This window comes from Nonomuraea sp. B1E8 (genome assembly GCF_039871515.1).
Taxonomy (GTDB): Bacteria; Actinomycetota; Actinomycetes; order Streptosporangiales; family Streptosporangiaceae; genus Nonomuraea.
Genome location: NZ_JBDPLS010000001.1, coordinates 681,335 through 702,135, shown reverse-complemented (window position 1 = coordinate 702,135; position 20,801 = coordinate 681,335). Strand labels below are relative to the sequence as shown.

The 20,801-nt window shown below is 69.9% G+C and carries 20 protein-coding genes; 13 read left to right on the top strand and 7 right to left on the bottom strand.

Annotation, left to right across the window (positions count from 1 at the left end; translation table 11 throughout):
- Positions 1–77: 77 nt before the first annotated feature.
- A complete protein-coding gene (locus ABGA98_RS03155) occupies positions 78–242 on the bottom strand; it encodes a hypothetical protein (protein WP_347616638.1) in 165 nt (54 codons plus the stop codon).
- A gap of 119 nt (positions 243–361) precedes the next feature.
- On the bottom strand, positions 362–1,552 hold the full coding sequence (locus tag ABGA98_RS03150) for a helix-turn-helix transcriptional regulator (RefSeq protein WP_347616637.1): 1,191 nt from the start codon (positions 1,550–1,552) through the stop codon (positions 362–364).
- Positions 1,553–1,691: 139 nt separating this feature from the next.
- Between ABGA98_RS03150 and ABGA98_RS03145 the strand changes: the two genes are divergently transcribed.
- The gene (locus tag ABGA98_RS03145) at positions 1,692–2,630 is read left to right on the top strand and encodes a YihY/virulence factor BrkB family protein (RefSeq protein ID WP_347616636.1); all 939 of its coding nucleotides are present in this window, start codon (positions 1,692–1,694) and stop codon (positions 2,628–2,630) included.
- Here the strand turns inward: ABGA98_RS03145 and ABGA98_RS03140 are convergent.
- Positions 2,619–3,716, bottom strand: coding sequence for a D-alanyl-D-alanine carboxypeptidase (locus tag ABGA98_RS03140; protein ID WP_347616635.1), 1,098 nt, complete (start codon positions 3,714–3,716; stop codon positions 2,619–2,621). The two genes, ABGA98_RS03145 and ABGA98_RS03140, sit on opposite strands and share 12 nt — an antisense overlap.
- 98 nt (positions 3,717–3,814) lie before the next feature.
- Here ABGA98_RS03140 and ABGA98_RS03135 point away from each other — a divergent pair, with 98 nt between their 5' ends.
- The gene (locus ABGA98_RS03135; RefSeq protein WP_347616634.1) at positions 3,815–4,069 is read left to right on the top strand and encodes a hypothetical protein; all 255 of its coding nucleotides are present in this window, start codon (positions 3,815–3,817) and stop codon (positions 4,067–4,069) included.
- Here ABGA98_RS03135 and ABGA98_RS03130 read toward each other — a convergent pair.
- On the bottom strand, positions 4,041–5,393 hold the full coding sequence (locus ABGA98_RS03130) for a peptide ligase PGM1-related protein (RefSeq protein WP_347616633.1): 1,353 nt from the start codon (positions 5,391–5,393) through the stop codon (positions 4,041–4,043). The two genes, ABGA98_RS03135 and ABGA98_RS03130, sit on opposite strands and share 29 nt — an antisense overlap.
- Before the next feature lie 537 nt (positions 5,394–5,930).
- Here ABGA98_RS03130 and ABGA98_RS03125 point away from each other — a divergent pair.
- A complete protein-coding gene (locus ABGA98_RS03125) occupies positions 5,931–7,154 on the top strand; it encodes a M20 family metallopeptidase (protein ID WP_347616632.1) in 1,224 nt (407 codons plus the stop codon).
- Between the two features lie 31 nt (positions 7,155–7,185).
- Here the strand turns inward: ABGA98_RS03125 and ABGA98_RS03120 are convergent, their stop codons facing one another.
- Positions 7,186–9,066 carry a Xaa-Pro dipeptidyl-peptidase gene (locus tag ABGA98_RS03120; RefSeq protein ID WP_347616631.1) on the bottom strand — a complete coding sequence of 627 codons (1,881 nt, stop codon included), beginning with the start codon at positions 9,064–9,066 and terminating at the stop codon, positions 7,186–7,188.
- A 287-nt stretch (positions 9,067–9,353) separates the two neighbouring features.
- On the opposite strand from ABGA98_RS03120, the gene ABGA98_RS03115 reads away from it, so the two are divergent.
- From ABGA98_RS03115 to ABGA98_RS03090, 6 genes are all read left to right on the top strand, one after another.
- Complete coding sequence (locus tag ABGA98_RS03115) at positions 9,354–10,409, top strand: BMP family ABC transporter substrate-binding protein (protein ID WP_347616630.1); 1,056 nt, start codon at positions 9,354–9,356, stop codon at positions 10,407–10,409.
- Between the two features lie 121 nt (positions 10,410–10,530).
- Complete coding sequence (locus tag ABGA98_RS03110; protein ID WP_347616629.1) at positions 10,531–12,138, top strand: ABC transporter ATP-binding protein; 1,608 nt, start codon at positions 10,531–10,533, stop codon at positions 12,136–12,138.
- A complete protein-coding gene (locus ABGA98_RS03105) occupies positions 12,138–13,280 on the top strand; it encodes an ABC transporter permease (protein ID WP_347616628.1) in 1,143 nt (380 codons plus the stop codon). Before ABGA98_RS03110 ends, ABGA98_RS03105 begins: the two co-directional genes overlap by 1 nt.
- Entirely contained in the window at positions 13,277–14,557 is a 1,281-nt protein-coding gene (locus tag ABGA98_RS03100) for an ABC transporter permease (protein WP_347616627.1), read from the top strand. Before ABGA98_RS03105 ends, ABGA98_RS03100 begins: the two co-directional genes overlap by 4 nt.
- Positions 14,554–14,949: a cytidine deaminase gene (locus ABGA98_RS03095; protein ID WP_347616626.1), complete on the top strand. Its 396-nt coding sequence runs from the start codon at positions 14,554–14,556 to the stop codon at positions 14,947–14,949. The genes ABGA98_RS03100 and ABGA98_RS03095 overlap by 4 nt, the downstream gene beginning before the upstream one ends.
- Positions 14,949–16,226: a thymidine phosphorylase gene (locus ABGA98_RS03090; protein ID WP_347616625.1), complete on the top strand. Its 1,278-nt coding sequence runs from the start codon at positions 14,949–14,951 to the stop codon at positions 16,224–16,226. Before ABGA98_RS03095 ends, ABGA98_RS03090 begins: the two co-directional genes overlap by 1 nt.
- On the opposite strand, the gene ABGA98_RS03085 is transcribed toward ABGA98_RS03090, so the two are convergent.
- Positions 16,213–16,617 carry a MarR family transcriptional regulator gene (locus tag ABGA98_RS03085; RefSeq protein ID WP_347616624.1) on the bottom strand — a complete coding sequence of 135 codons (405 nt, stop codon included), beginning with the start codon at positions 16,615–16,617 and terminating at the stop codon, positions 16,213–16,215. The genes ABGA98_RS03090 and ABGA98_RS03085 overlap by 14 nt on opposite strands.
- Positions 16,618–16,801: 184 nt before the next feature.
- On the opposite strand from ABGA98_RS03085, the gene ABGA98_RS03080 reads away from it, so the two are divergent.
- Entirely contained in the window at positions 16,802–17,404 is a 603-nt protein-coding gene (locus tag ABGA98_RS03080; protein ID WP_347616623.1) for a hypothetical protein, read from the top strand.
- Positions 17,405–17,564: 160 nt separating this feature from the next.
- On the opposite strand, the gene ABGA98_RS03075 is transcribed toward ABGA98_RS03080, so the two are convergent.
- Complete coding sequence (locus ABGA98_RS03075; RefSeq protein ID WP_347616622.1) at positions 17,565–18,254, bottom strand: hypothetical protein; 690 nt, start codon at positions 18,252–18,254, stop codon at positions 17,565–17,567.
- A gap of 473 nt (positions 18,255–18,727) precedes the next feature.
- Here ABGA98_RS03075 and ABGA98_RS03070 point away from each other — a divergent pair, with 473 nt between their 5' ends.
- Genes ABGA98_RS03070 through ABGA98_RS03060 form a run of 3 tightly spaced genes read left to right on the top strand, consistent with a single transcriptional unit; the run spans position 18,728 to position 20,799 of the window.
- Positions 18,728–19,075 carry a cupin gene (locus tag ABGA98_RS03070; RefSeq protein ID WP_347616621.1) on the top strand — a complete coding sequence of 116 codons (348 nt, stop codon included), beginning with the start codon at positions 18,728–18,730 and terminating at the stop codon, positions 19,073–19,075.
- Positions 19,076–19,117: 42 nt separating this feature from the next.
- Positions 19,118–20,191, top strand: a complete 1,074-nt coding sequence (locus ABGA98_RS03065; protein WP_347616620.1) for an adenosine deaminase — start codon at positions 19,118–19,120, stop codon at positions 20,189–20,191.
- Positions 20,188–20,799 carry a PH domain-containing protein gene (locus ABGA98_RS03060; protein WP_347616619.1) on the top strand — a complete coding sequence of 204 codons (612 nt, stop codon included), beginning with the start codon at positions 20,188–20,190 and terminating at the stop codon, positions 20,797–20,799. The genes ABGA98_RS03065 and ABGA98_RS03060 overlap by 4 nt, the downstream gene beginning before the upstream one ends.
- Positions 20,800–20,801: the final 2 nt, after the last annotated feature.

Here is a 20,801-nt window from a genome sequence, read left to right as displayed (position 1 = left end):
CGGCCGCCGCGGGTGCGACGGGCGCTCAGACGTCGTCGCGCAGGATGCCTGCCTCCCCCAGGGGAGGCCGCGCGAGGTCAGCCGCGCCGCACGACCCGGTGCACCCGCAGCAGCGCCCGCAGGGCGGCCAGGCTCGGCCGGGTGAAGCGGGTCTCGCCGCGGACGGCCGTCCAGCCGGAGGGGCCGCGGTCGAAATCCCAGCCGGGAAACTCGCGCGTCGCCTCCTGAAGCAGTCTTTCCATAACGATATCGGCACTCGGCGCTGTGGTCATGAACGCAGAGTGGCATCAGGACGCCGCACGGTGACGAACTGAGGCGAAGGATCTCCCAGTTCGCATGGACCGAACTCAGAGTTCGTTCCTCAGATCAGGATTCCGTGCCGCTCGGCCAGGAAGCGGACCTCCGGCGCCCACGAGGGCCGCGCCCGCCGTGCCAGGGCCCGGACCATCTCTCTCAGCAGCGGCTTGTGGTCGAGCTCCTCGGGGCTCTCCCGTTCCAGGCGCAGCAGGTGGAGCAGGCTGGCGGCGTCGTCGCCGAGGTCCTCGCAGGCGCGGGCCACGTGGCCGAGGTGGGTGGTGCGCCGCTCGATGGACGGCGTGCGGCGCAGGTCGATGTCGTCGGCGATGCGCAGCACGGCGTCGGGGCGGCCGGCGTCGTTCTCGATGCTGGCCATGTGGATGGCGACGTTGGTGGGCCCGAAGAAGGCCAGGTCGTAGCCGTCCGAGTGCTCGTGCACCCGCTCCGCGAGCTGTGTGGCGGGACCGCGCAGCCGTTCCCTGGCCTCGTCGTCGTCGCCCGAGCGGGCGGCGCCGACGGCGGCGAGCAGGTGCAACGCGCCGAGCGCCTTCCTGTGGCGCTCGTCTCCGTCGGCGACGTGGGGTTCGAGCACTTCGAGGCCCCGCCGGGCGACGTCGTACGCGATCTGGTGCATGTCGTCGGACAACATCGACTGTCCCAGGCTCCAGTACGCCCACGCTCTCATCAGCGGATCGGCCGACTCCTCGGCGAAGCGCATGGCCCGGTCGGCGGCGAGGTGGGCGAGGTCCACCCGGCCCAGATGTTTGAGCACGCCTCTGGCCAGCAGGTACGCGTCGGTCGCGACGCTGTGGGAGGCCGGGGTGCGTTCGAGCGCGAGGTTCTCGGCGTCGGAGATGAGCGAGGGCAGAGCCGCCATCAGGATCGAGTAGCGGCGGGCCGAGGTGAACCAGGCGTTGCGGGCCGCCGCCACGCGTTCGGCGAGCTGCTCGGCGTCGGGCGGCTCGAGGTCGGGGGTCAGCGTGCGGCAGGTGAACAGGGCACGTTCGATGTCGCGGACCTGCGGGCGGCTGGGCTCGTGGGAGTCGCGCGGCGTCTCTCCTAAAAGGACCGTGGTGCGTACGCCGAGCACCTTGGCGATCTCCCGCAGGAGGGGGAGTGACGGGGTGCGTTTGCCGTGTTCGATCAGCTCGATGTGCCTGGCGGTGCAGCCGGACTGGGTCGCCAGCGCGGTGGTGCTCATGCCTCTTCGTTCGCGCTGGAGCCTGACCATCTGCCCGGTGCTGATTTCGGCCATGGGTGTGGCGCCTCCTGGGTCGGTCCTAACTGCACAGGCTAGGGCCCACGAAGATCGCCTGTACTGGATTCCGCCCTGCTCAGGGGAGGTGATGGTGGCACGGTCGTGCAAGGCTGATCGGCCGGGGAATGAGAGGGGGATGGTGAGCCTGGCGGAGCGGATCGAGCCGGTGAAGGCCTGGGGCCGGCGCGCGGTGGACGACTGGCGGGTCCGCCGGCCGTCGATCGACCACCTCATCAGGACGGTGCAGCGTTACCGGCTCCAGTCGGGTGACCGGCTGGCCGGCGCGGTCACCTACTTCGCGTTCCTGTCCTTCTTCCCGCTCCTCTCGCTGGCGTACGCGGTGCTCGGGTTCGCGGTGGCGACCAGCGACGCCACCCGCGACGCGCTGCAGCGGGCGATCACCGAGCGGCTGCCCGGTCTCGCCTCCCAGCTGAACCTCGAGGGCATCGCCCAGGCCAGGGAGACCGCCGGGATCATCGGCCTGCTCGGTCTCCTCTACGCCGGGTTCGGCGCGCTCGACGCGCTGCGCGAGGCGTTGCGCGAGATGTCGATGACGACCGCGCCGCCGCTGGGCTTCGTCGCCGGCAAGCTGCGCGACCTCGCCTCGCTCGTCATCGTCGGGGCGACGATGATCCTGTCCGTGCTGGTGGCCGGGTTCGCCACCACGGCCACGGACAAGGTGCTGCACGCGCTCTTCGGCGACTCGTCCATGCTGGTGACGCTCGGGCTCAGGATCGCCGGAGTGGTGGCGAGCGTGGGCGCCGACTGGCTGCTGTTCCTGATCCTGCTCGGGTGGGTGGCCAAGGCCGGGCTGCCGTTCCGGGCGATCGCCCAGGGCGCGCTGCTCGGCGCTCTCGGGTTCGGGGTGCTCAAGCAGGCGGCGACCCTGCTGCTCGGGCACACGCTGAGCAACCCCGTCTACGGCGCGTTCGCGGTCATCGTCGGCCTGCTGATCTGGATCAACATCTCGGCCAGGCTCGTGCTGTTCGTCGCCGCGTGGACGTCGACGGCGGGGTTCAGCCCGCCGCCGGCCCCGTCGCCGGTGCCCGCGTCGGGGACGTCTTCAGAGCCGTGACCTACCGCGCTTGCGGCGGATCCCGTACGCGAGCCAGACCAGGCCGAACAGCAGCCCGCCGCCGATCACGAGCGCCCCCACGGTCCTGGTGGAGCCGGTCTGCTCGGAGGCGGCCCTGTCCAGCAGCGCCGGCTGGGCGGCGGGCGTGACGGACGTGGAGGCCTGCGGCGTGGGCGCGGCGGCCCGCGGGTCGGGCAGCGGGTCGACGAGCTTCCCGACCGGTGTCGCCTTGCCGCGTACCGAGAAACCCCAGTCGAGCAGCTTGGCCACCTCGTCCCAGAAGAAGCCCTCGTGCCGCATGATGCTCACCACGATCGTGTGGCCGCCACGGGTGGCCGCGCCGACGAAGCTGGCCCTGGCCTTCGAGGTCCAGCCGTTCTTGACGCCGATCATGCCCTTGTAACGCCAGAGCAGCTTGTTGTGGTTGCTGATCTGGTAGTGCTTGCCCTTGGGTGCGGGGAAGTTCGCGGTCTTCGTGCTGATGTAGCGCTTGAAGTCGGGGTTGGCCAGTCCCGCGCGGGCGATCAGCGCCAGGTCGTAGGCCGAGCTGCTCTGCCCCGGCTTGTCCAGGCCGCTGGGCGTCTTGGCCACCGTGTCGTTCGCCTGCAGCCGCTTGGCCTCGGCGTTCATGTCACGCATGGTCTTGTCCAGGCCGCCGTTCGTCTCGGCCAGGGCCATGGCGGCGTCGTTGCCCGACGACATCATGAGACCCTTGAACAGGTCCTCGACCTTGTACTTCGCCTTGACGGACAGGCCGACCGCGCTGCCCTCCTGGTTGCAGGCGTTGCGGCTCGGCCGGATCTCGCGGTTCTTGTCGAGTTTGGGGATGAGCGTGAGCGCGGTCAGCGCCTTGAGCGTGCTGGCCGGCAGGTACCGCCCGTGGGCGTCCTTCGCCGCGAGCACGTTCCCCGTGGTGACGTCCGCGATGACGTACGACGTAGCCTTGCTCTTGGGGGGTTTCTTGACGCCGTCGGGCGACACCAGGCCACGGCGGCCCAGCGCCTCGCCGCCGACCGGCGTGGTCGGGGCGGCGTAGGCGGTCCCGCCGGTGAGCGAGACTGAGGCGATGAATGCCGCAATTGGCACGATTTTCGTCCACATGGCCGTCTCAGCGTAGCTCCGTGTGAATGCCCATGTGGCGACACATCCCCTGGAGATCCACCTTCGATACTAGAGAGATGGGCATGTCACGAAAGCTCGCCGGATTCCTCATCATCCTCGGCGTATTCATGATCTTCGAGTGGGTGAACCTGGGGTTTAACTTGGCCGACGGCCATCCCACCAGCTTCTACGTGGTGCACGGCATCCTCGTCGTGGTGAACGTCGTGCTCGCCGTCATCCTGGCGGTCATCGGCTGGCGCGGCCTGCGCGCCGGCTCGGGTGCCGGCACGGGCTCCGGTGCCCCCTCGGTCACGGGCCGCAGTAGAGACGCCGGGTGAGTGCGTGCAGCTCGTCGGCCTCCTCCCGTGAGTTCCCGATCGAGGTGAAGCCCAGCTTGCCGTGCTCGGGCACGGCGCCGAGCAGGTGGAAGACGTTGCCGGTACGCCGCTCGGGGTCGAATCCGACCCCGAGCCGCTCGGCGGTCCTGACGATCTCGCCGGGGGTGCGCCCGCGCAGGCATTCCGAAGCGCAATTGTCGGTCGCGGTGTAGAACTTCGGCTGATTTCCGGACATGAGGAGACCGGTGGCCGGATCGTACGTGGCCCCGGTCGTCAGCATGGCGGCGCCGAACGGATGCGTGGTGCCGCCGATCCGCAGGTTGATCTCGCACAGCAGCGCCGCGTACCCGGCGTCGGCCTTGAGCGCGAAGAAGTCCATCCCGAACACGCCCACCACGCCCCGCTCGGCCAGGGCGCGGGCGATCCCGCCGGCCGACGCGCCCACCTCGGAGCGGTACTCCTCCGCCGCCGGGAACGTGCAGCCCTGGTAGACCTGGCCGCTGTCGCCGCCGAGGATCTGGTCGTGCGTGGCCAGCACGCGCGCGTCCCCGCCCGGCGTGATGCAGGCCAGCGCGCTCGGGTAGTAGAGCGGCCGGTGCTCGATGTACTCCTCGACCACCGCGCCGCGTTCATGGACCTTGGCGGTGTAGCTGGCCCAGGTCTCTCCCGCCGCGGAGAAGCGGGTCAGCGACCTGTCGGACTTGTCGACGATCACGTTGCCGAGCCCGGAGTAACCGTCGTTCAGCTTGACGATCACCCGCTCGCCCGGCACCCCCTCCATCGCCTCCTCGATCTCGGCCTCGGTGCGCAGATCGCCGAAGCCACGCGGCATCGGCACGCCCGCCTCATGTCCCACCTCGCGGGCGCCGCTCTTGGAGCCGTAATAGGAAAGGGACGTGGCCGGACCGTAGAGGGGCACGTTGAGTGACGAGGCGAGCTCCTCCTCCAGCTCGCTCAGGACGAACGGCACCAGCCAGGCGTCACCGTCGATCGCCGATCGCAGTTGCTCCATCACGTCGGGGCGGGAGAGCAGGCTCCTGGTCAACGGCTGAGACCAGGGGTCGTCGAGGGTGATCAGCGTGAGGCGCTTGGCGGCGTCGTCAGGGTCGGGGAGGAAACCGAAGTAATAGTCGATGATGTCGGGATCGATGGGGGCGGAGGAGAGATAGATCACCCTCACCCCGGGCTCCCGCAGCGTGAGCAGCAGGAAGAGCAGGCGCTCCTCGTACGACCTGACTCCCGTGATGCGGCGGAGCTCGTCCTGCGGAAGCGAGAGCGAGGGCACGACCACCAGGGTCCCCTCAACCGGCTCGAAGATGCTCAACCCAGCATACTTCTCCCCGAACGGGATATTAGTGATCATATAGCGAGTGAAGCACGCATTCTTCTCAGAGACAGCCATCGTCGAAGTGTGATGACCATGACGGAAGGTGACACGATTCGGAATCGCTGACCACGTTTGGAACTGGCGACAACGGGTCACCATCTACTGATCCCTTGTGACTATTTCGGGATCACGCAACCCCTGACGCACCGTGACCCACCCCAGGTTACGGGCATGCCATCGGCTAACTTTTGGTGTATCTGTCGCCGGGAAGCCGCGCGGGGACGATAAAGTCGAAGCATCGCCATCGGGCTCACGGCCGACCGCTGTGCTCCCGGGCCGCGGCGGCACTCGCGACTGACGAACGCAAGCCCGTGCTGACGATCTCGCGCACCTGACACCCGTGGGTGTGTTTTTGCTTCGCCGAGCGGCCGCCCGATCCGGGCGCCCCGCGGGGATGGACGAGTTTTCACAGCGCATCAGCCGCGTTGCCCGAGACGTTCGGGGCAGTGCGGCACTGGGACGGGACGGTGACATATGCGGGGACGTGAGCTTCGGGGGGAACTCGACGCGTTCCTGGCGGAGAGCGAGCAGGATCTCGTGGCGTTCCGCCGCGACCTCCACATGCACCCTGAGCTGGCCTTCGCCGAATACCGCACGACGCAGCGCATCGCCGAACGGCTCACGGCCGTCGGCCTGGCCCCTTCGGTGCTGCCCCGCGGCACCGGCCTGATCTGCGACGTGGGCAGCGGTGACGGCCCGACCATCGCGCTGCGCGCCGACATCGACGCGCTGCCGCTGCAGGACGAGAAGGACGTCTCCTACCACTCGACCGTGGCCGGGGTCTGCCACGCCTGCGGCCACGACGTGCACACGACGATCCTGCTCGGCACCTCGCTCTTCCTCGCCCAGCAGGCCGCCGCCGGCCTGCTGCCCGGCCGCGTACGCCTGATCTTCCAGCCCGCCGAGGAACTGCCGGGCGGCGCGCTCGAGGTCATGGCCCACGGCGGCATCAGCGGCGTCGACCGCATCTTCGGCCTCCACTGCGACCCGCGCGTCGACGTCGGCCAGCTCGGGCTCAGGAACGGCCCGATCACCTCCGCCTGCGACAAGCTGGCCATCAGGGTCTCGGGCCCCGGCGGCCACACCGCCCGCCCCCACCTGACCGCCGACCTCGTCTTCGCGCTGGCCAAGATCCTCACCGAACTGCCCGCCGCGCTGTCGCGCCGCGTCGACCCGCGCTCGTCCCTCAGCCTGGTCTGGGGCAAGGTCGAGGCCGGCTCGGCCGCCAACGCGATCCCCGACGACGGCGTCGCCGAGGGCACGGTCCGCTGCCTCGACGAGAACGCCTGGCACGCCGCCCCCGACCTGATCAAGTCGTTGCTGGAGTCGGTGGCCGGCGCCTACGGCGTCGAGGCCACGATGGACTACACGCGCGGCGTGCCGCCGGTGGTCAACGACGAGGTCAGCGTCGAGATGCTGGGCGAGGCCGCCGAGCGCGCGCTCGGCGCGGGCGCGGTCGTCCCGACGCAGCAGTCGCTCGGCGGCGAGGACTTCGCCTGGTATCTCGAGTCGATCCCCGGCGCGTTCGCCCGCCTCGGCACGCGCTCGCCCGACGGCTACACCTACGACATCCACCAGGGCACCTTTGACGTCGACGAGAAGGCGATCTCGACGGGCGTGCGGGTGATGGCCACCACCGCGCTGACCGCGCTGTGGGAGGTCGGCCCGCTCGACTCGATCACCTCCGCCCTGGCGTGACGGCCCGCCGCGCGCGCGGCGGGCCTCCCCATCACATCAGCCGGCCCCACACCACGGGCAGCCGCAGGGACGAGCGCCCCGGCGCGACCGTGATCCTGGTGCCCGGCGGATAGCGCAGGGTGTAGTCGACGTCGGTCGAGATGATCACCAGGCCCAGCCGGTGCCCCTTCTTGAACACGTAGTCGGTCGGCTGGAAGTCCCAGGTGAAGCCATATTCCTTGCCGGGCCGCAGCGGCTCGGTCCGGTCCGGGCGGTGCCGGTTGCGCACGTCCAGCCAGCCCCGGGTGACGATCTTGTAGGGGGTCACGGCCGTGCCGAGCCTCCTCAGCGTCGTGCAGCCCGAGTCGTCGGGGACGCTCTCGCCGTAGCAGTAGCTCTGGCCGGTCGAGACGAGGGTGCCGTTCGGGCGCTCGTCCGTGCCGTAGTCCACCAGCAACGCCGTCAGGTACGGCGACGCGCCGTCCTTCAGCGAGGCCCGCACCGAGACCGTGGGCGTGCCTGAGATGCGCACGTCGGTGGGGAGCGTGCCGGTCGTGTACGCCAGCCGGTTCGGATCGGACCCCGTGGCCTCCACGAGCTGCTCGGCCGTCCTGGACTTCTGGTCGGTGAACGACTCCTGGTGTGACAGCGGGCGCGGCAGCAGGCTCAGCTTCGCGCCCGAGCCCAGCCAGAGCGGCACCGTGGCCGTCCCCGGCAGCGGCCACGAGGCGTGCTGGGCCCACTGGCCGGCCGCGCTCTCCACGTCCGCCTGCGGCTCGCGCATGATGCCGGAGTCGACGCCGTGCAGCCAGTGGTCGAACCAGCCGTGCAGCTGCCGCAGCCACTCGGCGGTACGCAGGTTGAAGGGGCTCATGTGGGTGCCCTGGTGCAGCCAGATCTTGCGCGGCACGTCCCGCCTGGCCAGGGCGTACCACCACTGCGCGAACTGCTTGGTCTTGACGTTCCAGTCGTTGAGCCCGTGCACCAGGAAGACGCTCGCCCTGACCTTGCCGACGTCGTTCATGTAGTTGCGGGCGTCCCAGAGCGGGCTGTAGTCGCCGGTGACCCGGTCCTGCTCGGCGGTGAGCCGGTCCATCAGCGCGCCGCAGACCTCCTGGCCGTTCTCCCTGGTCAGTACGTATTTCGCGAGCACGTCCAGGTCCTCGCCCTGGAATCCGCCCGGCGCCAGGACGCCGCCGTTGGCACGGTAGTAGTCGTACCAGCTGGAGATCGCGGCGATCGGGACGATCGTCTCCAGCCCTTTGACCCCGGTCGCGGCGACCGCGTTCGGCAGTGTGCCGTTGTACGAGACGCCGATCATGCCGACCTTGCCCGTGGACCAGGTGGCCTCGACGGGCTCGCCGTCGGCGTCGAAACCCTTGGCGCGGCCGTTCAGCCAGTCGATCGCGGCCTTGGGCCCGGCCGTCTCGTTGCGGTCTCCGGAGGTCGGGCAGCCGGTGGCGCGTCCGCTGCCGAGGTTCTCCACCAGCGCGATGGCGTAGCCGCGGGGGACGAAGTAGTTGTCGTAGTAGCCGTCGAAGGGCTGGGGCACCGTCTTGGCCGCGTCGGCGCGCAGGCCAGGCAGCGGGTTGCCGTTCTCGTCGACGTCCACGGGGTGGTTGGAGACGTCGTTGCCGCCGGCGTAGTAGGGGCTGGCCTCCATGATCACGGGGACTTTGAGGCCCGCGTCGGTCTCCTTGGGCCGCAGGATGTCCACGGCGACGCGGTCCGGCTTGCCGTCGTTGTCGCTGTCGGTCCCCTCGACCTCGACGTACACGGTCTGCGCGATGGCGTCCGCCCTGGAGAAGATCGGCTGCGTGGCGTTGCCCTCGATCTTGATGGCGGGGGTGTCGGCTGTGGCGGGCGGGCTGCCGGTCAAGGTCGCGACGAGTAACGCGACCAGGGGCACGGACAGGACCTTGCAAGGATGCATACGGTGCTCCGATAGGAAATTTCCGCCGTCGCTGGGAATGTCCGCCATGATCTGCTCGGGGGCAAGGGCGATCGAGACCCAAACTTTGAGCAAAAGTTTTCCCGAGCCTGACGCCCGCTTCAGGTCACGGACGCGCTTGATGTCGATAACGGAGCGGTTGCGACACTGTGTGCTGGTTTGGTCTGCCCTGGTCAAGCAACTATCTTCCGTGCAGGTGCCGTACGCTCCTTGGCGCGCGCGACGAACTCGCAGCGGAGGAAGACGGCGGGGAAATGGAAGGAGTCGCCTTGCTCGGCAAGCGATTCAGCAGGATGGCGGTCGGCACGGTGGCCGGCGTCATGCTCATGGCAGCGGCCGCCTGCGGCGGCGACACTGGTGGGGGCACCACCGCGAGCGAGGCGCCGGCCGGCGAGTCCGAGGGCGCGCTCAAGGTGGGGCTCGCCTTCGACATCGGCGGGCGCGGCGACAAGTCGTTCAACGACGCGGCGTACGCGGGCCTGGAGAAGGCCAAGACGGAGCTCAACGCCGAGATCAAGGAGCTGAGCCCGGCCTCCGACGGCTCCAACCGCGGCGACCTGCTGCGCCAGCTGGCCGACGCCGGCTACAACCCCATCATCGGCGTCGGCTTCGCCTACGGCGAGGACATCAAGAAGACCGCGGAGGAATACCCCGACATCCAGTTCGCGGTCGTCGACTCCGCGTCCAACGCGCCCAACGTGACCGGCCTGCTGTTCGCCGAGGAGCAGGGCTCCTACCTGGCGGGTGTCGCCGCCGCGACCAAGGCGGAGAGCGGCCACGTCGGCTTCGTCGGCGGCGTCGAGAACGACCTGATCAAGAAGTTCGAGGCGGGCTTCGAGGCCGGCGTGAAGTCGGTCAAGTCGGACGCCACGATCGACGTGAAGTACCTGACCCCTGACGGCGACTTCACCGGGTTCAAGGCCCCCGACAAGGGCAAGGTCGCGGCCGAGAAGATGTTCCAGGACGGCGCCGACATCGTCTACCACGCCGCCGGCGACTCCGGCCTCGGCGTGTTCCAGGCGGCCGCCGCGGCCAAGAAGAAGGCCATCGGCGTCGACTCCGACCAGCGCCAGACGGTCAAGGAGAGCGACCTGCAGTCGGTCATCATGACCTCGATGCTCAAGCGCGTCGACGTCGGCGTGTTCGAGTTCGTCAAGGCCTTCCAGGGTGGGGCCAAGGGCGGCACCAACATCACCTACGACCTCAAGGTCGACGGCGTCGGTCTGGCCACCACGGGCGGCGAGATCGACGACATCAAGGACAAGCTCGACGCGGCCAAGAAGGACATCGTCGAGGGCAAGATCACGGTCCCGTCCAAGCCGTAATCAGGGACATGACCACGCGAGGGCCCGGAGTCCGCAACTTCGGGCCTTCGCCCATGCCGCCCTGCTGCTAGGAGAGGCGAAGTGAGCCAGCACCGACCGACGACCTGGGAGCGGTGAGCACATGAGCTCGGACACCCTCGACACGGCGAGACCCGCCGTCGAGCTCGAGGGCATCACCAAGCGCTTCCCCGGCGTCGTCGCCAACCATGACATCCGCATCTCCGTCCGGCAGGGCACGGTTCACGCCATCGTCGGGGAGAACGGCGCCGGCAAGTCGACACTGATGAAGATCCTCTACGGCATGCAGAAGCCGGACGAGGGCACGATCAAGGTCGACGGCGAGGACGTCAGCTTCCGCTCGCCGAGCGACGCCATCGACGCCGGCATCGGCATGGTCCACCAGCACTTCATGCTGGCCGACAACTTCACCGTGCTGGAGAACATCATCCTCGGCGCCGAGCCGACGACAGTCGGCATGCTCGACGTCGGCGCGGCCACGAAGCGCATCACCGAGCTGGCCACCGCCCACGGCCTGCGCGTCGATCCCGGCAGGCTGGTGGAGGACCTCGGCGTCGGCGACCGCCAGCGCGTGGAGATCCTCAAGGTCCTCTACCGCGGCGCCCGCATCCTCATCCTCGACGAGCCGACCGCCGTGCTCGTCCCGCAGGAGGTCGCCGAGCTCTTCCAGAACCTGCGCGAGCTCACGGCCGAGGGCCTGACGGTCATCTTCATCTCCCACAAGCTCGACGAGGTGCTCGACATCGCCGACGAGATCACCGTGATCCGGCGGGGCACCACCGTCGCGAGCGTCGATCCCCACGAGGTGACCGCCCGGCAACTCGCCGAGCTGATGGTGGGCAGCGAGCTGCCCACGCCCGAGACGCGCGAGTCCACGGTGACCGACACGGTGATGCTGAAGGTGTCGCACCTCACCATGGAGGCCGGCGGCCACCGCGCCGTGCCCAAGGGCATGCCGGTCGAGCGCTACGTCGACCTGCTGCGCGAGGAGGGCAGGCGGCTGCTCCTCGACGACGTGTCGTTCGAGATCCACAAGGGCGAGATCCTCGGCCTGGCCGGCGTCGAAGGCAACGGCCAGAGCGAGCTGATCGAGGCGATCATGGGCATCCGCCCGGCGCACGGCGGCATCGCGCTGGGCGAGCATGACCTCAGCGGCTGGTCCACGCTGAGACGCCGGGAGGCCGGCATCGGCTACATCCCGGAAGACCGCCACCGCCAGGGCCTGCTGCTGGAGGCGTCGCTGTGGGAGAACCGCGTGCTCGGCCACCAGACCAGGAAACCCGCCCGCAGCGGCATCTGGATCAACCGGAGGGCCTCCAAGGCCGACACCTGGCGCATCGTCGAGGACTACGACGTACGCACGCCCGGCGTCGACACGCTGGCCCTGGCGCTGTCCGGCGGCAACCAGCAGAAGCTGATCGTGGGCCGCGAGATGAGCGGCGAGCCCCTGTTCCTCATCGCCGCCCACCCCACGCGGGGCGTGGACGTCGGCGCCCAGGCCGCGATCTGGGACCACCTGCGCGAGGCCAGGGCGGCCGGGCTGGCCGTGCTGCTCATCTCCGCCGACCTCGACGAGCTGATCGGCCTGTCCGACTGCATCCAGGTGATCTACCGTGGCCGCCTCGTGGCCGCGCTCGACCCGTCCGACATCACGCCCGAGCGGCTGGGCGGCTACATGACCGGCGCCATCGCCGGCACTGAGGAGTCGTGATGCCCGCGGGGCTCAACCGGGCGCTGTTCACCGTCGCCGGCGCCGCCGTCGCCATCGTCCTGGCGATCGCGATCTGCAGTGTCGCCATCGTCGCCGCAGGAGCCGACCCGCTCACCGCGTTCGCCGCCTTCTTCGACTTCGGCGCGAGCGCCCGGTCGCAGTCGAACGGCATCGCGGCCTTCCTCAACCGCGCGGTGCCGCTGTTCATCGCCGGTCTGGCGGTGGCCGTGGGCTTCCGCATGAACCTCTTCAACATCGGCGTGGAAGGCCAGTATCGCCTGGCGGCCATCTGCGCGGCCTACGTGGGCTCGACGTTCACGGCGCCCAAGCCGATCCAGATCGCGGTGATCATCCTGGTCGCCGCGGTCGTCGGCGGCCTCTACGCGCTCATCCCCGCGGTCATGAAGGTGACCAGGGGCGTGAACGAGGTCATCGCCACGATCATGCTGAACTACATCGCGATCAACCTGACCTCCTACCTCGTACGCGGCCCGTTCGCGGGGCAGCGGGCCGAGGGCGAGCTCACCACGACGACGCCGGATCTCCCCGAGTCGGCCATGTTCCCCAACCTCAACTTCTTCTTCGACTGGTTCGGCCTGCTCCCGCCCACCCGGGGCGGCGGGGTGTGGGGCTTCCTGCTCGTGGCGGTCGTGCTCGGCCTGGTGGTCTGGGTGGTGCTGGAGCGCACCCGGTTCGGGTTCGACGTCAAGGCCAGCGGGCTCAACGGCCCGGCGGCGCTCGCCTCCGGCGTCAACCCCAAGACGATGGTGATCGCGGCGATGGTGATGTCCGGCGCGATCGCCGGGCTCATCGGGCTGCCCGAGATCCTCGGCGACCGGGGCGCCTTCAACTCCAACTTCACCGCCGGGCTCGGCTTCCTCGGCATCGCGGTGGCGCTGCTCGGCAGGAACAAGCCCGTGGGCATCGCGATCGCCGCGCTGCTGTTCGCGTTCCTCGACCGGGCGCAGGGGGCGCTGCAGATCGCGGAGGTGCCGCCGTCCGTCATCACGATCATCCAGGGCGTGATCGTGCTGCTCGTCGTCGTCGCCAACGAGGTGACCAACCGCCTCGCGCTCAGACTCGAAGAACGCAGGGCCGCCCGGCAACTCGGCGGGAACTCTCCGGTTGAGGTGGGAGCATGACCAGGGTCGGGAAATACCACGTGGCGCTCATCGGCGTCGCCGTGCTCCTCCTGCTGCTGTCGCTGGTGCGGGTCGTGTCCGGCTACAACGACATCACCTCCTCCGGCACGTTCGCCGCCGCGCTGCTGTTCGCCGTGCCGATCGGCCTGGCCGGGCTGGGCGGGTTGTGGGCCGAGCGGGCCGGCGTGGTCAACATCGGCCTCGAGGGCATGATGGTGCTCGGCACCTGGTTCGCCGGCTGGGCCGGCTACCAGTGGGGCGCCGTGGCCGCGCTGGTCGCGGGCCTGCTCGGCGGCGCGCTCGGCGGCCTGCTGCACGCGATCGCCACCGTGTCGTTCGGCGTCGACCACATCATCAGCGGCGTCGCGATCAACCTGCTCGGCCCCGGCGTCACCCGCTTCCTGTCGGAGGTGCTCTACAAGGAGGGCACCCAGGCGGCCGACGCGGGCGCGGGCATCACCACCTCGCCCGCGATCACCTCCCCGCCGCCCAGGCCCAGCCTGCCGCTGCTGTCGGACGGGCCCGACCTGCTCGGCCGGCTGGAGAGCACCCACTGGTTCCTGCTGTCCGACCTCGCCGGCATCCTGCGCGGGCTCACCCACAACGTCAACGTGCTGGTCGTCCTGGCCGTCCTCCTGCTGCCGCTGACGTACTTCGTGCTCTGGCACACGGCCTTCGGCCTGCGGCTGCGCTCGGCGGGCGAGAACCCGTGGGCGGCCGAGTCGCTCGGCGTGAACGTCTACCTGATCAAGTACGTCGCCGTCGTCATCTCCGGCGCGTTCGCCGGCCTCGGCGGCGTGTTCCTCGTCTTCGTCTCCACCAAATACGTGGAGGGGCAGACGGCGGGCCGCGGCTTCATCGGCCTGGCCGCCATGATCTTCGGCAACTGGCGTCCCGGCGGGCTCGCGGGCGGCGCCGCGCTGTTCGGCTACGCCGACGGCCTGCAGCTGCGCAGCTCGGGGGCGGTCACCTCGTTCTTCCTGTTCGGCGCCGTGCTGCTGCTCATCTACCTCGGGCAGCAGGTCCGCCGCCTGCTCACGTCGGGCGAGCCGGCCGAGATGGTGACCAGGGGCGCCAGGCAGTACACGATGATGGCCGCCGCCGTCGCGGGTATGGTCGTGCTGTTCTGGCTCTGGCTGACCGTCGACCAGCTGCCGAACGAGTTCGTCTTCATCACGCCGCACGTGCTCACGCTCATCGTGCTGCTGGTCGCCTCGCAGCGGCTGCGCATGCCCAAGGCCGACGGCGTGAGATACCGCAGGGGGGAACAACATTGAGCATCGACTGGGAGAGCCTGCGCGCCAGGGCCGCCGAGGCCATGCGCAACGCGTACGCGCCCTACTCCAAGTTCCCCGTGGGGGCGGCGGCGCTGGTCGACGACGGCCGGGTGGTCACCGGCTGCAACGTCGAGAACGCCTCCTACGGCGTCGGCCTGTGCGCCGAGTGCGGCCTGGTGTCGGCGCTGCACCAGTCGGGCGGCGGCCGGCTGGTGGCCTTCACCTGCGTCGACGGCCACGGCGAGCTGCTGATGCCGTGCGGGCGCTGCCGCCAGCTGCTCTACGAGTTCGGCGGCGACGACCTGCTGGTCGAGACCGTCGACGGGCCGAAGCCGATGCGTGAGATCCTGCCGTACGCGTTCGGCCCGCAGGACCTCAGCCGGAGCTCGTGATGGACGCGATCGAGGTCATCCGCGCCAAGCGCGACGGCGGCGAGCTGACCACCGCCCAGATCGACTGGGTGATCGACGCCTACACCGGCGGTGGCGTGGCCGACGAGCAGATGTCCGCGCTGGCCATGGCGATCCTGCTGAACGGCATGGACCGGCGCGAGATCGCCGCCTGGACCCAGGCGATGATCCGTTCGGGCGAGCGTATGGACTGGTCGGCGCTCGACCGTCCCACCGCCGACAAACACTCGACCGGCGGGGTCGGCGACAAGATCACGCTGCCGCTGGCGCCGCTCGTGGCGGCGTGCGGGGCGTACGTGCCGCAACTGTCCGGCCGCGGCCTCGGCCACACCGGCGGCACGCTCGACAAGCTCGAGTCGATCCCCGGCTGGCGCGCCTCGCTCTCCAACGACGAGATGTTGCACGTCCTGCGCGAGGCCGGGGCGGTCGTCTGCGCGGCGGGCTCGGGCCTCGCGCCCGCCGACAAGAAGCTGTACGCCCTGCGCGACGTCACCGGCACCGTGGAGTCGATCCCGCTGATCGCCTCCTCGATCATGTCGAAGAAGATCGCCGAGGGCACCGGCTCGCTCGTCCTCGACGTGAAGGTCGGCTCAGGGGCCTTTATGACGACCACGGAGACGGCCAGGGAACTGGCCGAGACCATGGTCGCGCTCGGCACGGACGCGGGCGTGCGCACGGTCGCGCTGCTGACGGCCATGGACCGGCCGCTCGGGCGGGCCGTGGGCAACGCCCTGGAGGTCGAGGAGGCCGTCGAGGTCCTGGCCGGCGGAGGGCCCGCCGACGTGGTGGAGCTGACGGTGGGCCTGGCGCGGGAGATGCTGGCCGCCGCCGGCGTCTCCGGCAAGGATCCGGCGAAGGCGCTGGCCGACGGCTCGGCGATGGACTCCTGGCGCCGCATGATCGCCGCCCAGGGTGGTGACCCCGATGCCGAGCTGCCCAGGGCTGCCGAGACCACCACGGTGCGGGTCCCGGCGTCGGGCGTGCTGACCCGGCTCGACGCGTACGCCGTCGGGCTGGCCGCCTGGCGGCTCGGCGCGGGCCGGGCACGCAAGGAGGACCCGGTCTCCGCGGGGGCGGGCATCACGCTGCACGCCAAGCCCGGTGACCCGGTGCGCGAGGGGCAGCCGCTGCTGACCCTCCACGCCGACGAGACGGCCCGTTTCGAGCGGGCGCTGGAGGCGCTGGACGGCGGCTACGCGGTGGGCCCCGCGGACGTGGCACGGCCGCCACTGATCATCGAACGCGTCACCGCCCCGTGACCACGACCCCGCTCGGGGCGGGGTCGCCGGCGAAGATCTGGAGCAGGACGGCGCGCTGCGTGGGGAGGGCCTCGGCGTGCCGGGCGCGCCCCGCGTCGGTGATGGACACGTAGACGCCCCGCCGGTCGGCGTCGCACACGCCGCGCGAGACCAGCTCGGCCTTCTCCAGCCGCGCCACCACCCGTGACAGGGCGCTCTGGCTCAGGTGGACCTCGTCGCAGAGCTCCTGGATGCGCAGCTTCCTCTCGTGGTGGACGATCCGGTCGAGCACCTCGAACTCGCTGGGACCCAGTCCGTGCCGGTCGCCCAGCTCGCGCTCCAGGGCGCACATGGCCCTGGCGTGCTTGGCCAGGACGTAGTGCCAGGTGCCGACCACGAACTCCTCGTCCATGTCGCGGAGGGTACCACCTCGGTGAATGCAATTGCATACGTTCTTCCGGGACGGTTGCGCGCCCGGCCATGGGCCCGCACGATGCGGAACCGTTTGCGTGTTTCGCCCGGCTGCCGGTCCGAGGGAGCGGCGCGATCTGCGGAAACGCGGCTTGCGGCGAGGCGGGGCGGGGCATCTACCGGGCATGCGCTCGCCATCCCCGTCCGGCCGCCGGTCGTCGCGCTCGCGCGCCCTGGCCTCGCTGGCCTGCCTCGCCGCGCTCACCGCCTGCGGCCCGGCCCAGCAGACCGCCCTGCCCGGATCGCCGGGCCCGACCAGGTCGTCCACCACCGCCCGCGACACTCCTGGCCGCAACGTCCCGACGAGCACCGCCGAGGTGGACGTCCGGCGCGACGGCATCGAGCCCGCCATCGTGACGGGCGTGCGGTACGCCGGGCACAGGACGTACGACCGCGTGGTCATCGACCTCGACGGCGAGATACCCGGCTACAACGTGCGATGGGTGGACGAGTTCGTGGAGGACGGCTCCGGCCGGCCGATCGACATCCGCGGCGGCGCGTACCTCCTCGTCACGCTCTTCCCCTCCCAGGCCCACGACGAGGACGGCACGCCCACGTGGAAGGCCGGCCCGATCTACCACGCCGGCCTGCGCAACCTCGCCGACGTCGTCAGGACCGGCGACTTCGAGGGCCGCGTCGGCATCGGTCTGGTGCTGAAGCGGCGGGCCGCCTTCCAGATCCAGGAACAGGACACGCCCAGCCGGCTGGTCATCGACGTGGCCCACTGAGCCGCAGCCCCTGAGCACCGGTTGCGGCTGGATGCGGCCGAGCGGTTGGTGCGTAACGGCTGGTCGTGCCAGGTCCCCGTCCGCCGCTCCCGTAGACGCGTCTCCATCGCCGGGCTGACCTGTACTACCTGCCGCCCTACGCGTCCGAAGCGGCCTCCGCTCATTGGATCAGGTCGGTGTGTGGATGCTCGGGAGAGGTCGGGCAAACGTAGAGCTGCATATTGTCCGTGCTGCCCACTTCGACCTTCGTCGGCTGCGCCGGGTCCTGACCGGCGGCTCGATGACCGGCAGCGTAGGCGGCGGCTTGGTCTTCGTACGGTGCCCAGCCGCGCTCACCACCGTCCCATTCGAAGGAGGCAATGGTCAGCAGCGGGGCCATCTGAGCGTCGCAGACAGTGCAGTATCGGTGGTACGGGTCGGTGCGGCCCCATGGCGGCCAGCCCCCGACCTTCCATCCGGGAGCGTCAGCCAGATTGCCGTCGTAGAACTCCTCCGGACAGTCCGCGTACGAGTTGTCCACGCCCACGCCGGCCGTCTGCCATCTGCTCCAGTCGCCCACCGCCAGCCTCATCTCCGGGCTCAGCTCAAGGCTGTTGGGGTATTCGGTGATTGCTTCTGGTGCCAGCAGACAGGGCTCCGGCACATAGCCTGAATAGTTCGCCTCATACGGTTCCGGTGGCGTGGCGAGGACATCGACGACCGAGGCGGCGGACCGCCAGAACACTGCGGTCGCGGGCTTCCAGTCCGGATCGTGGTCGTAGGGACACCAGAGGACCTGGAGCAGATCGGCGTCTCCGGGCGGCCGTAACAGGGTTATGTCGCGCAGATAGAGCTGAGCGACGGGCAACATGGGGACCGGGCACTCCGCGGGCCAGGGAGGGCCGGCGTCGAGTCGCTTCGCGAGCCTCGCGGCATTCTGTTCCTTGATCGCCTCCTCCTCGGTCGTGAACTCGGGACCATGGGGATCATGGTGGAGCCGGGCCAGCCTGCGCCTTTCCAGCCGTACGTCTGCCGGCGACCGGCGGAACCCACTGTCCGGGTGCTCGCTTTCGCAGTGTGGCCACGGCTCCTCAGCCGGCCACAACAACGGTCCCCCGACCGAGCTTTCCCCTGCCGAAGGCGACCCGGGACGAGGATGGAGCCGAATCGCAGGACGCGCCAACGGAGCCAGCTCAGGAAAGACCGCGGTCACCTCGACAGGCCGCGGCGGAGTCGTACGTGAGAGAACCATGCGGGTGATCCTGCCACCAGCCACCGACAGTCCCCTGCCACCAAGGCTTGCGCCACCCGACATCACGGGTCCAAGTTCAGTAGCCTGAGGTGGTGAGGAAGATCGAGGGGGCCGCACGCATACCGGTGCCCGGTGGCAAGGTCATTGACGAGCATGTGGGCCGTGTCAGCAGTGGCGACGAGGCGATTTCCATCGCCCGCATGGTCGCGCCGGCCGGCTGGGAGGAGCCCGCCCAGACGCCGTCGTTCACCGAGTACACCGTGGTCCTGCGCGGCACGGTGATCGTGGAGCACGCGGAGGGCACGACCGAGGTCGAGGCGGGGCAGTCGGTGGTGACCTCGCCGGGGGAGAAGGTCAGATACAGCGCCGGTCCCGAAGGGGCCGAGTACATCGCCGTGTGCCTGCCCGCGTTCAGCCCGGAATCGGCCGGCCGCGACTGAGCCGTAACCCGGAAGACGGGGCGGTGCTCATATCATGGCCTGATGAGCCCCACGCTTGACCAGATCCGGCGGGCTCCCAAGGTGTTGCTGCACGATCACCTCGACGGCGGGCTCCGCGCCGAGACGATCGTCGAGCTGGCCCGGGAGACCGCCTACGGCCGGCTGCCCACCCACGACCCCGACAACCTGCGCCAGTGGTTCGAGGAGGCATCCGACTCGGGCTCGCTCGAGCGCTACCTCGAGACGTTCGACCACACGGTCGGGGTCATGCAGACGCGCGAGTCCCTGGTGCGCGTCGCCTCCGAGTGCGCTCAAGACCTGGCCGCCGACGGGGTGGTCTACGCCGAAGTGCGCTTCGCGCCCGAGCAGCACACCTCCAGAGGGCTGAGCCTCGACCAGGTGGTCGAGGCCGTGCTCGAGGGGTTCAGGCAGGGGTCGGAAGGGCGTGACATCCACGTCGGCACGCTGCTGACGGCCATGCGGCACCAGGCGCGCTCCATGGAGATCGCCGAGCTCTCCGTGCGCTACCGCGACGTGGGCGTCGTGGGCTTCGACATCGCGGGCGCCGAGGCCGGCTACCCGCCCACGCGGCACCTCGATGCGTTCGAATACCTGCAGCGGGAGAACGCCCACTTCACCATCCACGCGGGCGAGGCGTTCGGGCTGCCGTCGATCTGGCAGGCCATCCAGTGGTGCGGCGCCGACCGGCTCGGCCACGGCGTGCGCATCATCGACGACATCTCCGTGGCCGGCGACCAGTCGGCCAAGCTGGGGCGGCTGGCCGCCTACGTGCGCGACAAGCGCATCCCGCTGGAGATGTGCCCGACCTCCAACCTGCAGACCGGCGCCGCCGCGTCGATCGCCGAGCACCCCATCGGGCTGCTGCGGCGGCTGCACTTCCGGGTCACGGTCAACACTGACAACCGGCTGATGAGCTCGACGAGCGTGTCGCAGGAGTTCCACAAGCTGGTCGAGGCGTTCGGCTACGGCTGGGATGATTTGCAGTGGTTCACGGTCAACGCGATGAAGTCGGCGTTCATCCCGTTCGACGAGCGGCTGGCGCTGATCAACGGCGTGATCAAGCCCGGGTTCGCGCAGATCAAGTGGCAGTCGTGAAAGAGTCCTACCGTTCCAAGACCGCGTTCGCGCTGGCGTGGGTGTGGCTGGCCTTCGTCGCGTTCAACGTGTGGGACCTCATCGCCCACTACACCGGCAAGTCGTCGCTGGTGGCGCTGGCCGTGCTGGGGGCGCTGACGGCGCTGGTCTACTCCATCGCGCTCAGGCCCGCCACCGTGTTCACGGAAAAGGGCCTGGTGGGGCGCAACCCGTTCCGCACGACGTTCCTGTCGTGGGCCTCCATCGACGACGTCACGGTCTCCCACTCCATCAACGTCCACCACGGCGACGAGCGGGTGCTGCGGTTGTGGACGCCGATGAGCAGTGCCAGAGAGCGGGCCAAGGCGCAGCGGCGCGGCGCTCCCAGGCGGCAACGCGGGCGTTTCACGACCGAGCCGACGCTCTCCAGGTCGGAGCAGGCGGCGGTCGAGGCGTTCGCGGGCAAGACCCACGCCGACTGGCTGGGCGACCAGATCCGCGAGCGCGCCGAGGCGGCCAGGCGCCGCGACGAGCAGGCGGCGCCGGCCCGGGTCACCTGGTCCTACGACTCCATCGCCGTGCTGGTGGCCGCGATCGCCCTGGTGGTGGCCGCGATCGTCGTCGCCTGACC